Annotated in this window: 19 protein-coding genes and 1 pseudogene; 6 read left to right on the forward strand and 14 right to left on the reverse strand. The window is 73.1% G+C overall.

All coding sequences use genetic code 11. The features are described from left to right. The 4 genes and pseudogenes from VGI02_RS24810 to VGI02_RS24825 all read right to left on the reverse strand — a co-directional run. Positions 1-282, reverse strand: a pseudogene (locus tag VGI02_RS24810) (hypothetical protein); the annotation flags it as partial. A gap of 5 nt (positions 283-287) precedes the next feature. Beyond that, positions 288-809: a helix-turn-helix domain-containing protein gene (locus VGI02_RS24815; protein WP_331631946.1), complete on the reverse strand. Its 522-nt coding sequence runs from the start codon at positions 807-809 to the stop codon at positions 288-290. 135 nt (positions 810-944) lie between these two features. Further along, complete coding sequence (locus tag VGI02_RS24820) at positions 945-2,498, reverse strand: mannitol dehydrogenase family protein (RefSeq protein ID WP_331631948.1); 1,554 nt, start codon at positions 2,496-2,498, stop codon at positions 945-947. Between the two features lie 50 nt (positions 2,499-2,548). Then, positions 2,549-3,289, reverse strand: coding sequence for an SDR family oxidoreductase (locus tag VGI02_RS24825; RefSeq protein ID WP_331631950.1), 741 nt, complete (start codon positions 3,287-3,289; stop codon positions 2,549-2,551). A 191-nt stretch (positions 3,290-3,480) separates the two neighbouring features. Here VGI02_RS24825 and VGI02_RS24830 point away from each other — a divergent pair, with 191 nt between their 5' ends. Beyond that, positions 3,481-4,509: a bile acid:sodium symporter family protein gene (locus VGI02_RS24830; RefSeq protein ID WP_331631952.1), complete on the forward strand. Its 1,029-nt coding sequence runs from the start codon at positions 3,481-3,483 to the stop codon at positions 4,507-4,509. 6 nt (positions 4,510-4,515) lie between these two features. Here VGI02_RS24830 and VGI02_RS24835 read toward each other — a convergent pair whose 3' ends face one another. Continuing rightward, a complete protein-coding gene (locus tag VGI02_RS24835; protein ID WP_331631954.1) occupies positions 4,516-4,920 on the reverse strand; it encodes a DUF2267 domain-containing protein in 405 nt (134 codons plus the stop codon). Between the two features lie 174 nt (positions 4,921-5,094). Between VGI02_RS24835 and VGI02_RS24840 the strand changes: the two genes are divergently transcribed. Then, positions 5,095-6,147: a CHAD domain-containing protein gene (locus VGI02_RS24840; RefSeq protein WP_331631955.1), complete on the forward strand. Its 1,053-nt coding sequence runs from the start codon at positions 5,095-5,097 to the stop codon at positions 6,145-6,147. A gap of 8 nt (positions 6,148-6,155) precedes the next feature. Here VGI02_RS24840 and VGI02_RS24845 read toward each other — a convergent pair whose 3' ends face one another. From VGI02_RS24845 to VGI02_RS24860, 4 genes are all read right to left on the reverse strand, one after another. Further along, positions 6,156-7,916, reverse strand: a complete 1,761-nt coding sequence (locus tag VGI02_RS24845; protein WP_331631957.1) for a pyruvate dehydrogenase — start codon at positions 7,914-7,916, stop codon at positions 6,156-6,158. 22 nt (positions 7,917-7,938) lie between these two features. Further along, positions 7,939-8,898 (reverse strand): polyphosphate kinase 2, encoded by a 960-nt coding sequence (ppk2, locus tag VGI02_RS24850; protein WP_414638373.1) that lies wholly within the window; start codon positions 8,896-8,898, stop codon positions 7,939-7,941. Beyond that, on the reverse strand, positions 8,895-9,548 hold the full coding sequence (locus tag VGI02_RS24855) for a rhomboid-like protein (RefSeq protein WP_331631959.1): 654 nt from the start codon (positions 9,546-9,548) through the stop codon (positions 8,895-8,897). The genes ppk2 and VGI02_RS24855 overlap by 4 nt, the downstream gene beginning before the upstream one ends. A 130-nt stretch (positions 9,549-9,678) precedes the next feature. Next, on the reverse strand, positions 9,679-10,995 hold the full coding sequence (locus tag VGI02_RS24860; RefSeq protein ID WP_331631961.1) for a ferredoxin reductase family protein: 1,317 nt from the start codon (positions 10,993-10,995) through the stop codon (positions 9,679-9,681). 297 nt (positions 10,996-11,292) lie between these two features. Between VGI02_RS24860 and VGI02_RS24865 the strand changes: the two genes are divergently transcribed. Beyond that, positions 11,293-11,517: a hypothetical protein gene (locus VGI02_RS24865; protein ID WP_331631962.1), complete on the forward strand. Its 225-nt coding sequence runs from the start codon at positions 11,293-11,295 to the stop codon at positions 11,515-11,517. Here the strand turns inward: VGI02_RS24865 and VGI02_RS24870 are convergent. From VGI02_RS24870 to VGI02_RS24880, 3 genes are all read right to left on the reverse strand, one after another. Next, a complete protein-coding gene (locus VGI02_RS24870) occupies positions 11,507-12,409 on the reverse strand; it encodes a sigma-70 family RNA polymerase sigma factor (RefSeq protein ID WP_331631964.1) in 903 nt (300 codons plus the stop codon). The two genes, VGI02_RS24865 and VGI02_RS24870, sit on opposite strands and share 11 nt — an antisense overlap. Further along, on the reverse strand, positions 12,406-13,551 hold the full coding sequence (locus tag VGI02_RS24875; RefSeq protein WP_331631966.1) for an NAD(P)/FAD-dependent oxidoreductase: 1,146 nt from the start codon (positions 13,549-13,551) through the stop codon (positions 12,406-12,408). Before VGI02_RS24875 ends, VGI02_RS24870 begins: the two co-directional genes overlap by 4 nt. Before the next feature lie 321 nt (positions 13,552-13,872). After that, positions 13,873-14,685: a hypothetical protein gene (locus VGI02_RS24880; protein WP_331631968.1), complete on the reverse strand. Its 813-nt coding sequence runs from the start codon at positions 14,683-14,685 to the stop codon at positions 13,873-13,875. A gap of 111 nt (positions 14,686-14,796) precedes the next feature. Between VGI02_RS24880 and ppsA the strand changes: the two genes are divergently transcribed. Then, positions 14,797-17,175, forward strand: a complete 2,379-nt coding sequence (gene ppsA / locus VGI02_RS24885; RefSeq protein ID WP_331631970.1) for a phosphoenolpyruvate synthase — start codon at positions 14,797-14,799, stop codon at positions 17,173-17,175. A gap of 81 nt (positions 17,176-17,256) precedes the next feature. Here the strand turns inward: ppsA and VGI02_RS24890 are convergent, their stop codons facing one another. Further along, on the reverse strand, positions 17,257-17,631 hold the full coding sequence (locus tag VGI02_RS24890) for a cupin domain-containing protein (RefSeq protein WP_331631972.1): 375 nt from the start codon (positions 17,629-17,631) through the stop codon (positions 17,257-17,259). Between the two features lie 63 nt (positions 17,632-17,694). On the opposite strand from VGI02_RS24890, the gene VGI02_RS24895 reads away from it, so the two are divergent. Both VGI02_RS24895 and VGI02_RS24900 read left to right on the forward strand, forming a co-directional pair. Next, entirely contained in the window at positions 17,695-18,171 is a 477-nt protein-coding gene (locus VGI02_RS24895; RefSeq protein ID WP_331631974.1) for a MarR family winged helix-turn-helix transcriptional regulator, read from the forward strand. Positions 18,172-18,319: 148 nt separating this feature from the next. Further along, on the forward strand, positions 18,320-18,565 hold the full coding sequence (locus VGI02_RS24900; protein ID WP_331631976.1) for a hypothetical protein: 246 nt from the start codon (positions 18,320-18,322) through the stop codon (positions 18,563-18,565). Between the two features lie 10 nt (positions 18,566-18,575). On the opposite strand, the gene VGI02_RS24905 is transcribed toward VGI02_RS24900, so the two are convergent. Next, a partial coding sequence (locus VGI02_RS24905) for a long-chain-fatty-acid--CoA ligase (protein WP_331631978.1) occupies positions 18,576-19,961 on the reverse strand: 1,386 nt, incomplete at its 5' end.

A 19,961-nucleotide genomic window follows, 5' to 3' on the forward strand; every position in this document is an offset into this window, starting at 1 on the left:
GGCCTTGACGTAGGAGTCGGCGAGCTTGCGGAAGTCCTCGGCGGTGAGCTTGTGGCGCAGCTCCTGCAGCTCGGAGGGCAGGTCCTCGACGCGGGCCTGGACCTCGGTGGCGCCGGACTGGACCTTGGAGAAGGCGTCCTGGGCGCTGGCCACGGCGTAGTCGCCGAGGCCGAGCAGGGCCAGCGACGGCGCGCGCAGCGGGTCGACGGCGTGAGAGACGGCCTTGGTGGCCTGGTCGCGGGCCTCGCGGACGTCGAACTTGGTCGGGAAGGTGACGGCCATGATGATCACTCCTGATCGGTCGCGATACGGCTGAGGTCGGGCGCGACGGCCAGGGCGGCCGTCCCGTCCGTGGCACCGGCTCCGGTGCCTGCGGCCGACGGCGACGTCGGCCCGGGTGTCGTGTCCGTGGGCGTCCCGGCGGCTCGGTTCTCGCGCCGGAACGACTCGTAGATGTCGTGCAGGACCTGCTTCTGGCGTTCGGTGAGGTCCGGGTCGCAGGCCAGCGAATCGAGAACCGCGGATCCTTGGCGCTGCTCGAGGAAACCGGCCCGCACGTAGAGCGCTTCGGCCGAGATGCGCAACCCGGTCGCGATCTGGGCCAGGATCTCCGCGGAGGGCTTGCGCAGCCCCCGTTCGATCTGGCTCAGGTAGGGGTTGGAGATCCCCGCGACCTTCGCGAGCTGGCGCAGCGAGACCTGCGCGGTCTCGCGCTGGCGGCGGATGTAGCCGCCGATGTCCTCGACGGCCTGCTCGAGCGCCTTGTCGACGGTGTCCTTGGCCTTGTCGACGCTGTCCTTGCTGGACATCCTGGACACCTCCTCCGCTGTGGTCCGGCACCCACGCTAACACGAGTGCTAGCTGGTGCAAGCACTCTGTTTGCGCTGATGGGTGGCCTGTGGCACGTTTCGCTGAGATCGTCCCGGTGCCTCGGGCGCCCGTCGTCAGGCCCCGGAGAGCACCGCCTGCAGCGCCACGCGGGCACCGTCGGCGTGGAGCCGGTCGAGGTGACGCCGGTACGCGGCGGTGAACCGCTCGTCGTCGACGAGGTCGCCGAACAGGGAGCGGTCCTCCAGGAACGCCAGCGGCTCGGCGGGGTAGCGGCGTGCCGCGGCGGTGCGCTCCTCGGCGCGACCGGTGTCGACGACGTCGATCGCCTCGCCGTCCTCGTCGACCCCCTCGGCGTAGCGCGCCCAGGCGGCGACGATCAGGGCGGAGCGCTCGACGTCGCCGCCCTGCTCGAGGTTGGCGCGGATCACCGGGACGAGCCACGGCGGGATGCGGTCCGACGACTCCGCCGCGAGCCGCGCGAGCGTGTCGCGGATCTCCGGGTTGGCGAAGCGCGAGATCAGCGTCGACTTGTACTCGTCGAGATCGACGCCCGGCACCGGCAGCAGCGTCGGCGTCGCCTCGTGGTCCATGTAGCCGCGGACGAAGGCGACGAACTCGTCGTCGCTGCACACCTCGTGCGCGTAGCGGAACCCGGCGAGGTAGCCGAGGTAGGCGATCGCCTGGTGGGAGGCGTTGAGGAGGCGCAGCTTCATCAGCTCGTAGGGCTCGACGTCGGCGACGACCTGCACCCCGGCCTCGTCGAAGGAGGGACGGCTCTGCCGTCCCTCCCCGTCGCTCCGCTCGCCCTGGTCGACGAAGTTGTCCTCGAGCACCCATTGGCAGAACGGCTCGCAGACCACCGGCCAGCCGTCGTCGATGCCGAAGCGCTCCGCGAGCTCGGCCCGGTCGGCGTCGGTGGTGCGCGGCGTGATCCGGTCGACCATCGAGTTCGGGAAGGGCACCTCGCGCTCGATCCGGTCGGCGAGGTCGGTCCCGAGCGTCCCGTCGCGCAGCCGCGCGAACGCGGTGATCATGCGGCGCGCGACGTCGCCGTTGCCGGCGATGTTGTCGCAGCTCATCACCGTGAACGGCGGGTTCCCGTCCGCGCGACGGCGGCGCAGCGCCTCGACGAGGTAGCCGAAGGCGCTCGTCGGGACGGCGTCGACGGGCCGGGCGATGTCGTGGGCCACGGAGGCCTCGGACGGGTCGAACTCGCCGGTGGCGGTGTTGACGTGATAGCCGCCCTCGGTGACCGTCAGGCTCACGATGCGCACGCCCGGGTCGGTCATGCGCGCGAGCACGGCCTCGGGGTCGTCGGGGGCGACGAGGAACTCGACCATCGAGCCGATCACCCGCGGCTCGCGCGACCCGTCGGCGTGCTTCTCGACGAGGGTGTAGAGCTCGTCCTGGCGGTGGAGGACCTCGCCCATCGCGTGGTCCGCGTCCAGGACGCCGACCCCGCACAGCGCCCAGTCCCGGTCCCGGCCCGCGGCGAAGAGCCGGTCGAGGTACATCGCCTGGTGGGCGCGGTGGAAGCCGCCGACCCCGATGTGCACGATCCCGACCCGCAGCGCGTCGCGGTCGTACGACGGGACCGGGACCGACAGCTCCGACAGCGTGGCCCGGTTCAGGGCCGTCGGGTGCTGGGCGGCGGCGTCGGCGCTCATCGCTCCAGGGTAGGTGCGTAAGCGCTTGCCCGGAAGGTGCGCCGCGCGCTTCACCGGCCGCCCGCGACGTCGAGGATGCTGCCGGTGACGTAGGAGGCCTCGTCGGAGGCGAGCCAGACGATCGCCGCCGCGATCTCGTCCGCCGTCCCCGCCCGCCCCATCGGCAGCCCGGGGGCGAGCCGCGCGACCCGGTCGGGCTGCCCGCCGCTGGCGTGCAGCTCGGTGTCGATCACCCCGGGCCGCACGACGGAGACCCGCACCCCTTCGCCTGCGACCTCCTTCGCGAGCCCGACGCCCAGCGTGTCCACGGCGGCCTTGGACGCGGCGTAGTCCACGTACTCGCCCGGCGAACCCAGCCGGGCCGCGGCGGAGGAGACGAGCACGATGGCGCCGCCGCGACCGCCGTGCGCCGTCGAGAGGCGCCGGACCGCCTCCCGGCAGGTGACGAACGCGCTGGTCACGTTGGTGGTCAGCATCCGCTCGATCCGGTCCACGGCCAGCTCGTCCACCCGGGTCTTCTCGCCGACCATCGCGGCGTTGGCGACGACCGCGCCCAGCGGGGCGAGCGTCGCCGCCGCTTCGACCGCGGCCACGACGTCGGCCTCCACCGCAACGTCCGCGCGCACGGCCGCGGCGCGCCCGCCGTCGCGCTCGATCGCGGCGACCACGGCCGACGCGGCGGCCTGGTCGCTGCGGTAGGTCAGGCACACCGCCCACCCCGCGGCGGCCGCGCGACGAGCCGTGGCGGCGCCGATGCCCCGTGAGCCCCCGGTGATCAAGATGCTTCGCATGGGAGCGATTCTGGTGGTTCGGGCGACGAAATCCGTTCACATGGCGCGGAGCGTCGTCGGCCTCGGCCTGCAGTGATCACCGGCGCCGGCGAGCGGATGACGCGAGGGTCACCCCGCGGCCGGTCCGCCCGGAGAGGGTCGTTGCGTAGGCTTCGGATCGGGGCCGACGACGACCACCGGGAGGCCACGGCATGCACCGGACCGCGCGCGCCGTGCTCGGCTTCGTGTCCCGGCAGTCCTTCGTCATCTCGCTGCTCGTCACCGTCGCCATCGCCAGCCTGCTGCCGGCGCGCGGCGGGTTCGCGGTCGTCGTGGACCACGCCACGACCGTCGCGATCGGGCTGCTGTTCTTCCTCTACGGCGCGCGGCTCTCCCCGCGGGACGCCTGGGAGGGCCTGCGGCACTGGCGGCTGCACCTGACCGTGGTCGTCGCGACCTTCGTGGTGTTCCCCGTGCTCGGGCTCGCCGGCCATCTGCTCGCGCCGACCGTGCTCACCCCGGAACTCGCGGCGGGCCTGACGTTCCTGTGCTGCCTGCCCTCCACGGTGCAGAGCTCGATCGCGTTCACCTCGGTCGCGCGGGGCAACGTGGCCGCGGCGATCTGCGCGGCGTCGTTCTCGAACCTGCTCGGCATCGTCGTGTCGCCGCTGCTCGTGGCGCTGCTGCTGGCCACGCGGGGCGGCTTCAGCGGTCAGGCGGTGCTCGACGTCGCCCTGCAGCTGCTCCTGCCGTTCGTGCTCGGGCAGCTCGCCCGTCCGTGGATCGCGGGCTTCGTGGCCCGTCATCGGACGATCCTCGGGCTCGTCGACCGCGGGTCGATCCTGCTCGTCGTCTACTCGGCGTTCGGCGAGGGCGTCGTCGACGGCGTCTGGCACCGCGTCTCGGCGACCGCCCTGCTCGCTCTCGTCGGCGTCGAGGTGGTGCTCCTCGGCATCGTCCTGGTGCTCACCTGGTACGCGGGCCGCGCCATCGGGCTCCCGCGCGAGGACCAGGTGACGATCATGTTCTGCGGGTCGAAGAAGTCCCTCGCGTCCGGGCTGCCCATGGCGGGTGTGCTGTTCGCCGGACCCGTCGTCGGGTTGATCGTGCTCCCGCTGATGCTCTACCACCAGCTCCAGCTCATGGTGTGCGCCGCGCTCGCGCAGCGCCTCGCAGGCCGGGCGGTGGGCGACGCGGAGGACCGGCCCGCGCGTGGGGAGCCCGCGCGGGCCGCGTCCTGATCCGCGTCAGTGCTTCTGGACCGGCTCCGTGCCGAGGAAGTCGGCGAAGTCCTGCGGCAGCTGGCTCGTGAAGTTCCGCCACTCCCCGTCGGTCAGGGCGGTCTCCAGGCCCTTGGCGACGGCCCGGGCGTGCTGGCGGGCCTGCGCGTCGGTGACGTCGCGACCCTCGGCGCGCTCGGCCTCGGCCACGCGCTCGTAGAAGCTGCTCACGTCGAACCGCTGCCCCGGGGCGTCGTCGGGGATCTGCTCGGCGAGGCCGCCGGGAAGCTGTGAGGCGAGGTCCTTGCCCTCACCACCGGAGAGCCGCTGACCGAGCACCGCCAGGGTCGCCCGGACGGCCGCCCCCGCGCTGTCGTTGTCGGGCAGCCCGACGGACTCCCGCACGGCGGTGATGAATTCCTGCTCCTGCATCCTTCTCCTCTCGCGTCCCCGGGGCTGTCCCGAGGTGCGCGGCGGGTCCCCGACGGCGTGCCGGCGTGAAACACGGGGTCCGCACCGTCCGGGACGTGGCGAGATCGTGAACGTTGTCGGATCGGTGCCCACCCCTGCCGGTGCGTCCGCGCCGGTTCGGGTACACCTGCGTTCGTGCCGAAGACCGTGACCGCCTCCACCCTCGTCCTCGCCGCGATCCGTGAGCGGGTCGCCGCCCTCCACGCCGCCGTCGACCCCGATACCGAGCCCGTCCCCGCCCTCGAGGACCCCGCCGTCGGCACCCATGACATCGGGAGCGAGGACACGTCCGCCGAGGACGGCGGCACGTCGGTGACGCTCCCGGCCACCGACGACGAGACGCCCGACGACGACATCCCCGTCGTCGGCGAGGAGGACGGGCTCGACCTCGAGCGCCTCGCGGACGCCCTCGCCGACCTCGACGCGGTCGTGACCGGGTTCGCCTCGCTGATCGAGGACAGCCACCTCGGTGCGCTGCGCGCCGAGCTCGCCTGGGCGCGGTCGACGGTCGAGGAGACCCGGGCGCTCGACGGCACCGTCGACGTGCTCGAGGAGCTCGTCGAGGACCTCGACCCGACGCTGCGCCAGGGCCCGGTCGAGGCGCGGGTCGGCATCGTCGTCGCCTCCCGGACCGCCCAGAGCAGCGACGCCGTGGCCGGGATGCTCGCGCAGCCCGAGTGGACCAGCCTCCTCGCGCACGCCGACCAGCTCGTGCTGACCGCGCCGATCGCCGGTGGGAAGCCCAAGCACGCCACCAAGGTCCTCGCCCGCGCGCTGGCGGACGCGGATGCCGCGGCCCGGGAGGCGGCGGACGCTGCGGTGGCCCAGGCCCAGGGCTCGGACCACGCCACGGAGCCTGCACTGGGCGCGGTCGCCACGGCGGCCGCGACGGTGGCGACGACCGCGGGGGTCACCCGGGGCGTCCTCGGCAAGCAGGCCCGCAAGCTCGGCGACGCCGCCGACGCGCTCGCCGGGGCACTCGACGAGCGGCGCCGGACCGAGGCCGTCGCGCACTGGCTGGTCGACCTCGCCGACCTCGCCCACCGCGCGGGGGAGCCGAGCTTCACCTACGGCGTGCTCCACGCCGAGGCCCGCGCCCGCCGCGCCGCCGCCGACGAGGCCCTCGCCGCCGCGGTGACCGCCTACACGAAGCCGAAGCTGCACAAGTGGCTCAAGGATCTCTCCTAGGTGCCCACCTACCGCAACGGGTGCCGCGGGATCGAGCGCAGGTTCGAGCGGGCCAGCGTGATCATCTTTCCCACCCCGCCGGAGAGCACCGTCCGCATGCCCGCGAGGGCGAACCCGCGGACCTGCTCGGCGGTGATGTGGGGCGGGATCGAGAGCGCGTTCGGGTCGGTGCGCACGTCGACCAGCGACGGACCGCGGTGGGCGAGCGCCTCGCGCAGCGCCCCGCGCAGGTCCGCCGGGTCCTCGACGGTGACCGCGTGCAGCCCGGCCGCGGCCGCGATACCGCCGAGATCGGCCGGGCCGTGGTCGGTCTGGAACGACGGGTAGCCCGCGACCATCATCTCCAGGCGGATCATCCCGAGCGACCCGTTGTTGAACGCGAGGACCGTGAGATCCAGCGAGCGCTCGGCGGCGGTGACCAGCTCGCCCAGCAGCATCGTCAGCCCGCCGTCGCCGGACATCGACACCACCTGACGGCCGGGGAACGCCGTCGCCGCGCCGATGGCGTGGGGGAGCGCGTTGGCCATCGTCCCGTGGCGGAACGAGCCGACGATGCGCCGCCGACCGGTCGGGCTGATGTACCGCGCGGCCCAGACGTTGCACATGCCGGTGTCGACGGTGACCACGGCGTCGTCGGCGAGCTCGTCGTCGAGGACCGCGGCCACGTACTCCGGGTGCACCGGCCGCTGGGTCTCGACGTTCGCGGTGTAGGCGTCCACCACGTGCTCGAGCGCGTCGGCGTGGTGGCGCAGCATCTCGTCGAGGAAGTCGCGATCGGTCTTCTCGGTGACCAGCGGCAGCAGCATCCGCAGCGTCTCGCCGACGTCGCCCTCCACCCCGAGATCGAGCACCGTGCGCCGCCCGAGGTGCCTGCCGTCGCGGTCGACCTGGACGGTGTGGGCCTGCGGGAGGAAGCCGTCGTAGGGGAAGTCGGTGCCGAGCAGCACGAGCAGCTCGGCCTCGTGCGAGGCCTCGTAGCAGGCGCCGTACCCGAGAAGCCCGCTCATCCCGACGTCGTACGGGTTGTCGTACTGGATCCACTCCTTGCCGCCGAGGGAGTGGCCGACGGGGGCCTTGACCTTCTCCGCCAACGACAGCACCTCGGTGCGGGCGTCGCGCGCGCCCGCGCCGACGAACAGCGTCACCGTGCGGGCCCGGTTCACGTGCTCGGCGAGCGCCTCGACCCGGTCGCGGGCGGGGACGACGACCGACGACGGCGCGACGAGGTCGCCGGTGCCGGTGGGGTGCGCAGCAGGCTCGGCGGAGACGTCACCGGGCACGACCATCACCGACACCCCGCCGTCGGCGAGCGCGGTCTGCATCGCGATCCGTTGCAGGCGCGGCATCTGCGCCGCCGACGAGATCAGCTCGACCCAGGACGAGCACTCGGTGAACAACGCCGTCGGGTGGGTCTCCTGGAAGTAGGTGGTGCCGATCTGGGTCGAGGGGATGTGCGAGGCGATCGCCAGCACCGGGGCCCCGGAGCGGTGCGCGTCGTAGAGGCCGTTGACCAGGTGGGTGTTGCCCGGCCCGCAGCTGCCCGCGCACACGGCGAGCGTCCCGGTCAGCTGGGCCTCGGCCGACGCGGCGAGCGCGGCGGCCTCCTCGTTGTGCACGTGGATCCAGTCGATCCCGCCCTCGTCCGCCCCGCCGACGCGGCGCACCGAGTCGACGATCGGGTTCAGGCTGTCGCCCACCAGCCCGTAGATGCGACGGACACCGGCCTGGATCAGGAGCTCGACCAGCTGGTCGGCCACGGTGGATGCCATCGGTCCACCCTCACACAGCGCGTCAGCGCAGGGGCGGGGCCTGCCGCGCGCCCGCGCTCTCGCCGTGCTCGAAGAGCACCGACGCGGGCCCGACGACCGCGGGGTCGGCCTCGTGGGCGACCTCGGTGTCCTTCTCCGGGTAGTCGAACCGGGAGAGCACGAAGCGCATCGCCTCGAGCCGGGCACGCTTCTTGTCGTTGCTCTTGACGACGGTCCAGGGCGCGTCGGCGGTGTCGGTGTAGAAGAACATCGCCTCCTTCGCCGCGGTGTAGTCGCTCCAGCGCTGGATCGAGGCGAGGTCGTTGGGCGAGAGCTTCCAGCGTCGCACCGGGTCGACCTGGCGGATCAGGAACCGGGTGCGCTGCTCGGACTGCGACACCGAGAACCAGAACTTCATCAGATGGATCCCGCTGCGCACGAGCATCCGCTCGAGGTCCGGGGTCTCGCGCATGAACTCCATGTACTGGCGGGCGTCGGCGTAGCCCATGACCCGCTCGACGCCTGCGCGGTTGTACCAGCTGCGGTCGAACAGGACGATCTCGCCGGCCGACGGCAGATGGACGATGTAGCGCTGGAAGTACCACTGGGTGCGCTCGCGGTCGGTGGGCTTCTCCAGCGCGACGACGCGGGTACCGCGCGGGTTGAGGTGCTCGGTGAACCGCTTGATCGTCCCGCCCTTGCCCGCGGCGTCGCGGCCTTCGAAGAGCAGCACGATCTTCTGGCCGGTGTCCTTGACCCACGCCTGCAGCTTGAGCAGTTCGATCTGCAGGAGCCGCTTCTGGTGCTCGTACTCGGTGCGGGAGAGGCGCTCGTCGTACGGGTAGCCCTCGCGCCACGTGTCGACCGGCCGCCCGTCCGGCCCGAGCAGGGTGGGGTCGTCGTCCTCGCTGCCGTCCGAGTCCACCGAGAGCTGCTCGATCGGGGTGCCGGAGAGCAGGTCGGCGGGGTCCGGGCGCGCGGCGGGGGGCTCGTCGGAGGTCACGGTCCGATCCTCACCGCCGCAGGTGACCGCCAGGTGAACGCCAGGGTGAACCCGATCCCCGCCGCGATCAGGTGGCCCACCGTGGTGAAGTCGGGGAGCAGCCCGGACCAGTCGGCGTCGAGCAGCGGCCAGCCCAGGACGAACACCGCGCCGGGCGCCCACGCCCACCGCGGCAGCGTCACGACGGCGGCCGCGAGGGCCGCCTGGGCGCCGTAGCTGATCCCGACGTCGACGGCGGTCCGGGTCTCCTCGGGGTACCGGCCCGCGTGGATCGCCGCGACGATCACCGGCACGGTCAGCAGCGTCGCCCCGACGTGCCCGGCGAGGTAGACCACGAACGCCCGCGCCGCCCCGTACCGCGACTCCAGCCACCACAGCGCCCCGGCCACGCCCAGCCAGAACGTGATCATGGTGCCGGGGTCGACGAGCGACCCGTTCACGATCAGCGCGCTGGCGGCGAGCGCGCCGAGCGGGTGGGAGCCGAGGTTCACCACGTTGGTTCCGGCCCACGCGACGAACGCGTCCGCCCGGTCGGAGACGGCCATCCACGTGTGGACGCCGAGCAGCACCACGACGTAGCCGACGGTCCAGGGACCCGCGGTGACGTAGAGCGCGACCGCCGCGCCCGCCCGCCGGGGTGCTCCGATCACCCCACCAGCCTGCCGTGCCGGGATACCGCGCCGTCGTCACATCCCCGTCGCTCCGCTCGCCCGGTCGTCACATCCCCGTCGCTCCGCTCGCCCGGTCGTCACATCCCCCCTCGCTCCGCTCGCCCGGTCGTCACATCCCCCCTCGCTCCGCCCGCCCCGCGATCGGCAGCGGGCCGGACCATCCGAACTGCTCGGTGTTGACGCGCTCGGCCGGGATGCCCAGCTGCTCGATCGCCGCGAGCGATCCCGCGAGCAGCGACGGCGACCCGCAGACGAAGTAGTCGAGCCGGTCGCACAGCGGCTCGGGCGGGAGCACGGTGTGGAGCAGCGCCGCGTCCACCCGCCGGCCCGCGGTGCGGGTGACGCGGAGGTCGAGCCGCCGGGCCAGGGAGGCCAGCTCCGGCTCGAACAGGGGTTCGTCCGGGCGCTGGGCGACGACGAGATGGTGGGTGCGCCGGTCGTCGTGGTCGGCGAGCGTGCGCAGCATCGACATCATCGGCGTGATCCCGACGCCGCCCGCGATCAGCACCAGCCCGGGCGCCTCCTGCTCCGAGGTGAACGCGCCGTGCGGCCCGTCGAGCCACACCCGGGCGCCGGTCGGGAGACCGGCGAGGGTCGTCGAGAAGTCGCCGCTGCCACGGACGGTGAGCTCCAGGCGCCCGGTCACCCGCGCCGACGACGCGATCGTGAAGGGGTGCTCCTCGCTGCCCAGCACCGAGCGACGCAGCCGCAGCCAGACGAACTGACCGGGGTGGAAGCGCAGCCCGCGGTGCATGTGGACCGGGGCGAGCACGAGGGTCGCCGTCGAGGGCCCCTCCTCGCGCACGCCGTAGACCACGTACGCGCCGTGCGGCGAGAACAGCGGCCGCCACACCCAGCGCAGGAACAGCACCGCGAGGAAGCCCAGCGTCAGTGCCGAGAGCACGACGCGCAGCACCGGGTCGGAGATCAGGTGGCCGAGCCAGAGGACGTGGAGCCCCGCGAGCACGATCGCCGCGGCCGCGAGCAGCACGTGGATGCGTGCCCACACCTCGTAACGGCGCCCGGAGCGGCGACCCCAGGCCGCGACCAGCCCGACAGCCAGCATCGAGGCCGTCGCCAGCCAGCCCCACTGGATCGACAGCGACGCGGCGAACGGGTTGAGCAGCTTCGGCGAGCGGACCACCGCGATCACCAGGTGGGTCAGGGCCGCGCCGATCGCGAGCATCCCCAGCCAGCGGTGGGCCGCGATGATGCGGTCGATCCCGAACGCCGCCGTCAGCCCGCGCAGACGGGACGGGGCGACCACGGCCACCGCCATCGCGACGAGGGCCACCACGCCGACGGCGACCAGGACCGTCGAGAGGAGCTTGCCCTCGCTCGTCCGCCAGGCGGTGAGGCCCACCGGTCCCGCGAGGACGAGCACCGTGAGAGTCGTCCAGATCGTCCGTCGCGTCGCCTGCTGCACGGACCGGGACGCTAGGGAGCCGAAACCGGACGATCGCCCGAATCTGAGAGCGCAGTGGATCATCGGACGACCAGCGGCCGATCACGCGCGGTGGCTCGCGGGCCGTTGCGCCGTTCGGCCGGGTCGTGGAGGCCGACTGCCACGGCGGGCGCTCACGTCCGGCGACGGGGGACCAGGGAACCCGACGCCGGGCCGTCCCGTCCGGGACCACCCGGTGTGTCCGGAAACGTGTCCCTAGATGGGGTCGGATCGGTCGACGGACGCGTGAACATCGGCCTCCGTGGATACGGACGGACCATGCTGATCCACCAGATGCACCTGCTCGCCGGCGCTGACCCGGTCCTCGCGGCGGGCGTCCTCGGCACCATCGGCAAGGCGATCTTCTGGATCTTCGCTGTGGTGTTCATCATCGGCGGCCTGGTCGGGCTGCTGATCGGCTTCTTCGTCGGCCGCACCGTCGGGCGCAAGCAGTCGCCCGCGCACGAGGGAGCGGGCAGCGACACGGAGCAGCTCACGGGGTAGGCGGAGCCCACCTCTGGATCTTCGCGGGGTTCAGGACGGACAGGAGCCGGACCAGGTCGCCGGTGTCCGCGTCGAACTCCGCGGCCATCACCACGACGACCCGCTCCGCGTCGCGCACCACGACCCCGACGCCGCCGTTGACCTCCTCGACGCCGACCGTGACCGCGGTGGCGCCGCGCGCCAGCCCGGCCGAGAACCGCGCCACCCGCGTCCGGCCCTCGACCGGGCGGCGGGCCGCGCTCGCCACGCCACCGCCGTCGGAGAGGGCGACGGCGTCGTCGGCCAACAGCCGTTCCAGCGCATCGATGTCCTGACCGCCCGCGGCCTGCAGGAACCGGGCGGTGAGCCGCGCGGCCCGCTCCGGGTCGGCCTCGAAGCGCCGTCGGCCCGTGCCCACCCGCCCGCGCGCCCGGTGCAGGTGCTGGCGCACCGCGGGCTCCGTGAGATCGAGCAGTTCGGCGACGACCGCGTGCGGGTGACCGAACGCCTCGTGCAGGACGAAGACCGCACGCTCGGCCGGGGAGAGCAGCTCGAGCAGCCGCAGCATCCCCAGGGAAAGCGTCTCCCGCTCCATCGCGGTCTCGACCGGGCCGAGGTCCACCCCGCCCGGGCCGGTCGGCACCGGCTCGGGCAGCCACGGGCCGACGTAGTCGGTGCGGCCGTCCCGCAGCGTCGTCAGCCGGGTGCGGCACAGGTTGACGACGACGCGGGTCAGCCACGCCTCGGGGTCGAGCACCTCCTGGTCGTGGCGGGACCAGCGCAGCCACGCGTCCTGGACCACGTCCTGCGCCTCGTGCAGCTCGCCGAGCATCCGGTACGCCAGCCCGGTCAGCCGGGCTCGGTTCGCCTCGAAGCGGGCCGTCGGGGTGTCGACCTCCGGGGGGCGGGTCACGCGCTCGTGGGGATCCGTGGGTGGGTCTGCACCCGCAGCGCGTTCACACAGATCGCCTCCTTCACCCGGGCCGCGCCGCGTCCCGTCAGCACCAGATCGCGGGGCCGGTCGTCGCCGTGCACGACCTGGAGCAGCCCGTCGCGGCGTCCCAGGCTGATGCACCGCACGGCGTAGCGGAAGCCCCACGGGCGCGGCTCGCTCCCGGCGAGCACCGCGGCGACGGTGCGCGCCCCGTGCTGCGCGGCCGGCATCGCGGTCGCGCACGCCATTCGCACGACCGACCCGTCGGAGCCGACGGCGGCCGCGGCGTCCCCGATCGCGACGACGTCCGGGTGCGACGACGAGCGCAGCGTCGCGTCGACGAGGGCCCGCCCCCGGGCATCGACGGCGAGCCCGGCCCGCGCCGCGAGGTCGCCGACGGCGAAGCCTGCCGTCCACACCACGACGTCCGCAGGCTCGTCGGCCCCGTCCGCGAGCGTGAGCCCGTCGGGGCGCACCGCGACCACCGACGCGTGCTCGAGGAGGCGGACCCCGAGCCGGGCGCAGACCCGCCGCACGTGCGCCGCGCCCCGACCGGAGAGGTCCGCGCCGAGGGCGCCGTCCGTGACCAGCGTCGTCGTGAGCCGCGGGAACGCCTCGGCGATCTCGGTCGCGGTCTCCAGCCCCGTCAGCCCGCCCCCGACGACGGCGACCCTCCCGGTTCGCGCGTCGCGCAGTCGCTCACCGAGCCGGGCCGCGCCCGCCGTCGTCGACACGTCGTGGGCGTGCTCGGGGATCGGGGTGTGGCTGCCGAGGGCGTAGACGAGGACGTCGTAGTCGAGGGCGCCGCCGTCGCGCAGCGAGACGCGGTGGGCGGCGAGGTCGATCCCGGTCGCGCGGTCGTCGAGGAAGCGCACCCCGGTGCCGCCCAGCAGGTCGGCGAAGCGCGGCGCGTCGATCGGCTGCCCGCTCGCGACCTGGTGGAGGCGCACCCGCTGGACGAAGCGGTCGCCGTCGTTGACCAGCGTCACCGTCGCGTCGGTGCGTCGCGCCAGGGACTGCGCGGCGAGCTGCCCGCCGTAGCCCCCGCCGATCACCACCACGCGCGCCCGCTCCCGTCCGCCGCGAACGCGCCTGGTCCCGAGAATCTCCGTCGCCGTCATGGCCGTGCCTCCTCCTCGCGCGGGATCGTCACGGGAGAAGACCGGCGCGCGGGGATCGACGTGACAGGTCTCGAGGTGACGTGACGCACATCCCTGGCGGGTGGGCGCCCGACGGGCGGGTCGGTGGTGGCTCACTCATGCCGCTCCACCTCGCGGTCGCTAGGCAGGTGACCATGACGAGTGCGGCGTTTCCACGACCTCGCCGAGCATGATCGCCATCTCGTGAGCGACACGCGCAAGATTCGCCTGCGGCACGCTCACGAAGTCCCGATCTTGAGACCGGGAGCGGGATCAGCCGACCCTGGGCCGGGCGGCGCGCGATCAGGACGGCCCGACGACGGCGTCGCGGTGCAGGTAGCGGTCGGCGACGATCGTGAGCAGGCGGCGCGCCGAGGCCGGCGACTCGACCACGCCCGCGGGCACCGCGCCGCGGGTCTGCCGGTAGGCGCGCCCGGCGAGGTCCTCGAGAAGCTCGCCGGCCGGCCCCTCACCGCGCAGCAACAGTCCGGTCGTCCGCTGCAGCCGCGTCGTGCCCGTCGCCCCGTAGGTCCGCTCGGCGTACTCCGGGTAGACCCCGGCGAGGAAGAGGGCGCCGTCCCCGATCCGCCGCCAGATGCCGGGCCGGTCCTCCGGCGGCACGTCCACGAGGAGCTCGGCCAGGCGGGGAAGGTCGAGCTCGTCCCAGCGACGCCGATGCCACCCGCGGTCGTCGCGCCGCCACACCACTCCGGATGCGAGACGGGCGTAGGACGCCAGCAGTTCGGCGAGGAAGAGCCGGTGGGCCGGGTCGGCGGCGAACGCGGCGATCACCGGGCCGTCGAGGATCGGGAGGCGCGAGCGCGGGGCGGTGCGGTCGAGGACCGAGGTGTGCCCGACCAGCGACGCGCTCGCGCGGTGCACGGCGGCGGCGAACACCAGGAACGGCGAGACGTAGCGGAAGCGCTCGCCCTCGTCGTGCGAGGCGGTGAGCACCGCGTCGGCCACGGGGGGCCGGTCGAGCAGGTCGAGCACGAGCTCGGGCCGGCGTCGCAGGGCGTCGATCTGGTCGGGCCGGTCGTCGGTCAGGGCCAGCAGGTCGCGGTCGGTGAGGTGCTCGCCGTAGCGCCGGGCCACGGCGTCGCGGGAGGTGTCCATCGACTCATGCTGCCCCTCGGACGGCGGTTTCTCGCACGAGCGGACGAGGGAACCACGTCCCCCGACCGCAGGGCCGCGCGGCGAGGTGCGGCCGGGGACAGAGGAGCCGAGATGGATCACGTGCGTTGGCTGGAGACCCTGTCCTCGAAGGACACCGACGCGGTCGGGGGCAAGAACTCCTCGCTCGGCGAGATGATCCAGAACCTCGACCGGGCAGGGGTGCGCGTCCCGGGCGGGTTCGCGACGACGTCGGACGCGTACCGCGCGTTCCTGTCCGCCAACGGCCTCGACGACCGGATTCGCGAGCTGCTCGACGGGCTGGACGCGAACGGTGACGAGCTGGCCCGCGTCGGCGCCGCGATCCGGGACGAGTTCGCCGACGCCGAGTTCCCCGACGACACCGCCGCCGCGATCCGGGAGGCCTACGCCGAGCTCTCCCGCCGGTACGACACCTCCGACGTCGACGTCGCCGTCCGGTCGAGCGCCACCGCCGAAGACCTCCCGGACGCGAGCTTCGCCGGCCAGCAGGACACCTACCTCAACATCACCGGCGCCGACGACCTGCTGCGCGCGTGCAAGGACTGCTACGCCTCGGTGTTCACCGACCGCGCGATCAGCTATCGCACCGAACAGGGGTACGACCATCTCGACCTGGCGCTCTCGGTCGGCGTCCAGAAGATGGTCCGCTCGGACACCGGCAGCGCGGGCGTCATGTTCACCATCGACTCCGACACCGGGTTCCCCGACGCGATCGTCATCAATGCCGCGTGGGGCCTGGGGGAGAACGTGGTCGGCGGCGAGGTGACGCCCGACCAGTACACCGTCTACAAGCCGTTCCTGGAGCGGGAGAACCTTGTCCCGATCATCGCCAAGTCGGTCGGGGCGAAGGAGAAGACGCTGCAGTACGCCGCGTCGGAGGAGTCCGCGGGCGACACGACCGAGAACGTCGAGACCCCCGCCGAGCAGCGGGGCCGGTTCGTCCTCTCCGACGACGACGTCCTCGCGCTGGCCCGCTGGGGCGTCACCATCGAGAAGCACTACGACCGCCCGATGGACATCGAGTGGGCCCGCGACGGCCGCAGCGGCGAGCTGTTCGTCGTCCAGGCGCGGCCGGAGACGGTCCAGTCCAACACCCGGGCGGGGACGCTGCAGACCTACCGGCTCGACGGGACGGGCGACGTCGTCGTCACCGGCCTCGCGATCGGGCAGGCGATCGCGGCCGGTGCGGTACAGCGCATCGCGTCGGCCGACGACATCGAGGCGTTCGAGGAGGGGCGGGTCCTGGTCACGGAGATGACCGACCCGGACTGGGTGCCGATCATGCGCAAGGCGGCGGCGATCGTCACCGACCGCGGCGGCCGGACCTCGCACGCCGCGATCGTCTCGCGCGAGCTCGGCGTGCCGGCCGTCGTCGGGACCGGTGACGCCACGGACACCCTCCGGGACGGCCGGGAGGTGACCATCTCCTGCGTCGAGGGCGACGAGGGCTACGTCTACGAGGACATCCTCGACTACTCGGTGGAGGACCTCGATCTCGACGACGTCCCCGAGACGCGGACCCGCGTGATGATGAACATCGGCAGCCCGGCCGCGGCGATGCAGTGGTGGCGCCTGCCCGCCCACGGCATCGGGCTGGCCCGCGTCGAGTACCTCGTGAACAACGTGATCCAGGCGCATCCGCTCGCGCTGCTGCATCCCGACCAGATCGACGACGACGCCCGGACGCAGATCGAGGAGCTCACGGCGGGCTACGACGACAACGCCGAGTACTTCGTCGAGCAGATGGCCCGGGGGATCGGGGTGATCGCGGCGTCCCAGTACCCCGAACCCGTCGTCGTGCGGCTCTCGGACTTCAAGACCAACGAGTACGCGGGCCTCATCGGCGGAACGACGTTCGAGCCCGACGAGGAAAACCCGATGCTCGGCTGGCGCGGGGCATCGCGGTACTACAGCGAGGACTACGAGGAGGCCTTCGCGCTGGAGTGCCGGGCGCTCTCGCGGGTGCGGGTGGACATGGGCTTCACCAACGTCATCGTCATGATCCCGTTCTGCCGGACCCCCGAGGAGGCCGACCGGGTGCTGGAGGTGATGGCGTCGCACGGGCTCGAGCGCGGTCGCGACGGGCTGCAGGTGTACGTGATGGCAGAGATCCCGTCGAACGTGCTGCAGGCCGACGAGTTCGCCGAGCGCTTCGACGGCTTCTCGATCGGCTCGAACGACCTCACCCAGCTCACGCTCGGGATCGGGCGCGACGACGACCGGCTCGCCCACCTCTTCGACGAGCGCAACCCCGCCGTCAAGAAGATGATCTCGATGCTCATCGGGACGGCGCACGCGAAGGGCCGCTACGTCGGCATCTGCGGGCAGGGCCCGAGCGACCATCCGGACCTCGCCGAGTTCCTCGTCGAGCAGGGCATCGACTCGATGTCGCTCAATCCGGACAGCGTGCTCACGGTGATCGAGCGGGTCGCCGAGGCGGAGAAGCGGTAGGAGGCCTGCGGCCTCGTAAGCACTTTCGGTGGCTATAGCGACCGAAAGTGCCCACGAGCGCGAAGCGCACCTCGGTGACCGTCACGCGATCCACGGCGGGACGGTCGGCTCCCGACCCGGGCCGCTCGCGACATCGGCACCGCGCCCGGTGACGATCGCGGTGAGACCGCTCGCCGGGTCGGCGGCAATCTGACGGGTGCGGCCGGGCGCGAGCACGACGGTGTCGCCGGCGACCGCGTCGACCCGCTCGCCGTCGACGGTGACCGCGGCCGCGCCGGCCAGCACCGTCCAGATCTGTTCGGCGTCCATCACGTGGACCGGACCGAGCGCGCCGGGCGTCATCTCCACCTGCCAGAGCGCCTGGGTGCTGCCGCCCTGGGTGGGCGAGGCGAAGGTCGTCATCACGGCGTTGGGGGTCTCGACGCGCCGGGCGTGGTCGCTGCGGACGAGGGTCATGGGGGCTCCCGGAGGACTGGTCGTCAATGTGGTTGTCCAACAACGTAAACCACGTTGTCTATTATGGCGAGGGTGAGCACACCGATGTCCGGGGCCGAGCTGGCGCTGCGGCTGTTCGGGGCGTTCCGGTCCCTCGTCGACGACCTCCACGACGAGCTGGCCCGGCGCGGTCACCCCGCGGTGCGCCCGGCGCACGGGTTCGCGCTCCAGGCGATCGGGGCGCGCGGGGCGACGGCGAGCGAGCTGGGGGCGCGGCTCGGGGTGTCGAAGCAGGCCGCGGGCAAGACCGTCGACGGGCTCGTCTCGCTGGGCTACGTCGAGCGGACCGCCGACCCCGGGGACGCGCGCCGCAAGGTCGTCGTCCTGACCCCGGCCGGTCGCGAGGTGCTCGCCCTGTCCGCGGAGATCTTCGAGCGGCTCCGCGCGGAGCGCGAGCGTGAGCTGGGTGCCGGCCGGATGCGCGAGCTGGAGGCGGGTCTGCGGGGGCTCGACGGCGCGGCGGCACCGCGGGTGGACGCGGCGGCCTGGCTCTCCGGCTGAAGCCGGTGGTGAGAGCCGTCGCGACTCGGGGAGATGGCGTACGACATCGACTGTCTACGCGTAGACCGACCGCCCGCGCTGACGCGCACATGCTGCACGCCGGGTCCGGATCTTGTGGTCCGGGCCCGGCGGCGGTGTGATCCAGCTCATGAACGAGTGGATCGCCGACGTCGGCCCCGACAACGCGGAACTGCTGGCGACGCGCAGCCGGACGGCGGTGCTCGCGTCCGAGTACCGCCCGAAGGACCTCGGGGACGGTCGGATCTCCTACTCGAAGCGCGCGCTGGGTGCGGCCCGCGAGCTCTCCGAGGAGGAGGAGGGCGCGATCACCGAGGACGGCGACGGCCTCCGGGTCTGGGTCGGGGACGACGCCTTCGACCTCGACGAGATCTGACCCCGGCGGCTCACGACGCCGCGACGGCGGCCTCGTGCTCGGCTCGGAGCTCCCGCTTGAGGATCTTCCCCGCGCCGGAGATCGGCAGGGCATCCACGAACTCGACGGAGCGCGGCGCCTTGTAGCCGGCGATGCGCTCCTTCACGTGGAGGCGCAGCGCGGGTGCGGTCGTGGACGCTCCCGCCGCGAGCACCACCACGGCGTGCACCCGCTCGCCCCACTCGTCGTCGGGGACCCCGATCACCGCGCACGACGCGACCGCCGGGTGCGAGGCCAGGGCGTTCTCGACCTCCGCCGAGTACACGTTCTCCCCGCCGCTGACGATCATGTCCTTGATGCGGTCGACGACGAACACGTAGCCCTCGTCGTCCATGTAGCCGCCGTCGCCGGTGTGCATCCAGCCGTTCCGGAGCGCCGCCGCGGTCTCCTCGGGGCGGTTCCAGTAGCCCGCCATGACGTGCCCGCCCCGCGCGACGATCTCGCCGACCGTTCCGCGCGGCACCTCCTGGTCGTCCTCGTCGACGATCCGGACCTCGGCGTGCGGCGCCGAGCGCCCGGCCGAACGACGCAGCCGGTCGTCGTCGTGGTCGTGCGGCAGGAGAAGCGTCGTGACGGGGGAGAGTTCGGTCATCCCGTAGGCCTGGGTGAACGAGGCTCCAGGCAGGCGGGCTGCGGCGCGCTCGAGGACAGCCTGCGAGATGGAGGAGGCGCCGTAGAGCAGGCTGCGGAGGCTGGAGAGGTCGGCGCCGGCGGTCGACGGGTCGTCGACGAGCATCTGGATCATCGTCGGGACGAGCAGGACATCGGTGACCCGGTGCTCCTCGATCGCGCGGGCCACCCCGGCGGGCGTGAACGACGGGACCATCACGTGGGTGCCGCCCACCGCGTTGCGCGCGACCCACGCCGCGCCGTCCGCCAGGTGGAACATCGGTGCCGCGTGCAGGAGCCGACCGCCCGGGACGAGGAACGACCCGGTCGCCGCCGACCCGAGCGCGGAGGTCGTCAGGTTGGCGTGGGTGAGCACGACGCCCTTCGGCACGCCCGTGGTGCCGCCGGTGTAGTAGATGCCGTAGGGGTCGTCGCCGCTCCGGCCGGCGTCGGGCACCGGGCCGCTCGCGGCGATCATCGCCTCGGCCGGGATCAGCCCTTCCACCGTCAGGCCCTCGCCCCAGTGCAGGACGTGACGGACCCCGGGTGCCTCGTCGCGGATCCCGGGCACCAGCCCGACGAACGCGTCGTCGACGATCAGGATCTCCACCCCGGCGTCGACCAGCGAGAACGCGATCTCGGCCGGGCTCCACCGCACGTTCACCGGGGTGACGACGCCGCCCGCCCACGGGACCGCGAGCAGGTACTCGTGATACCGGTCGGAGTTCATCGCCAGCATCGCGACCCG

Source organism: Actinomycetospora sp. (assembly GCF_036497245.1).
Lineage (GTDB): Bacteria > Actinomycetota > Actinomycetes > Mycobacteriales > Pseudonocardiaceae > Actinomycetospora.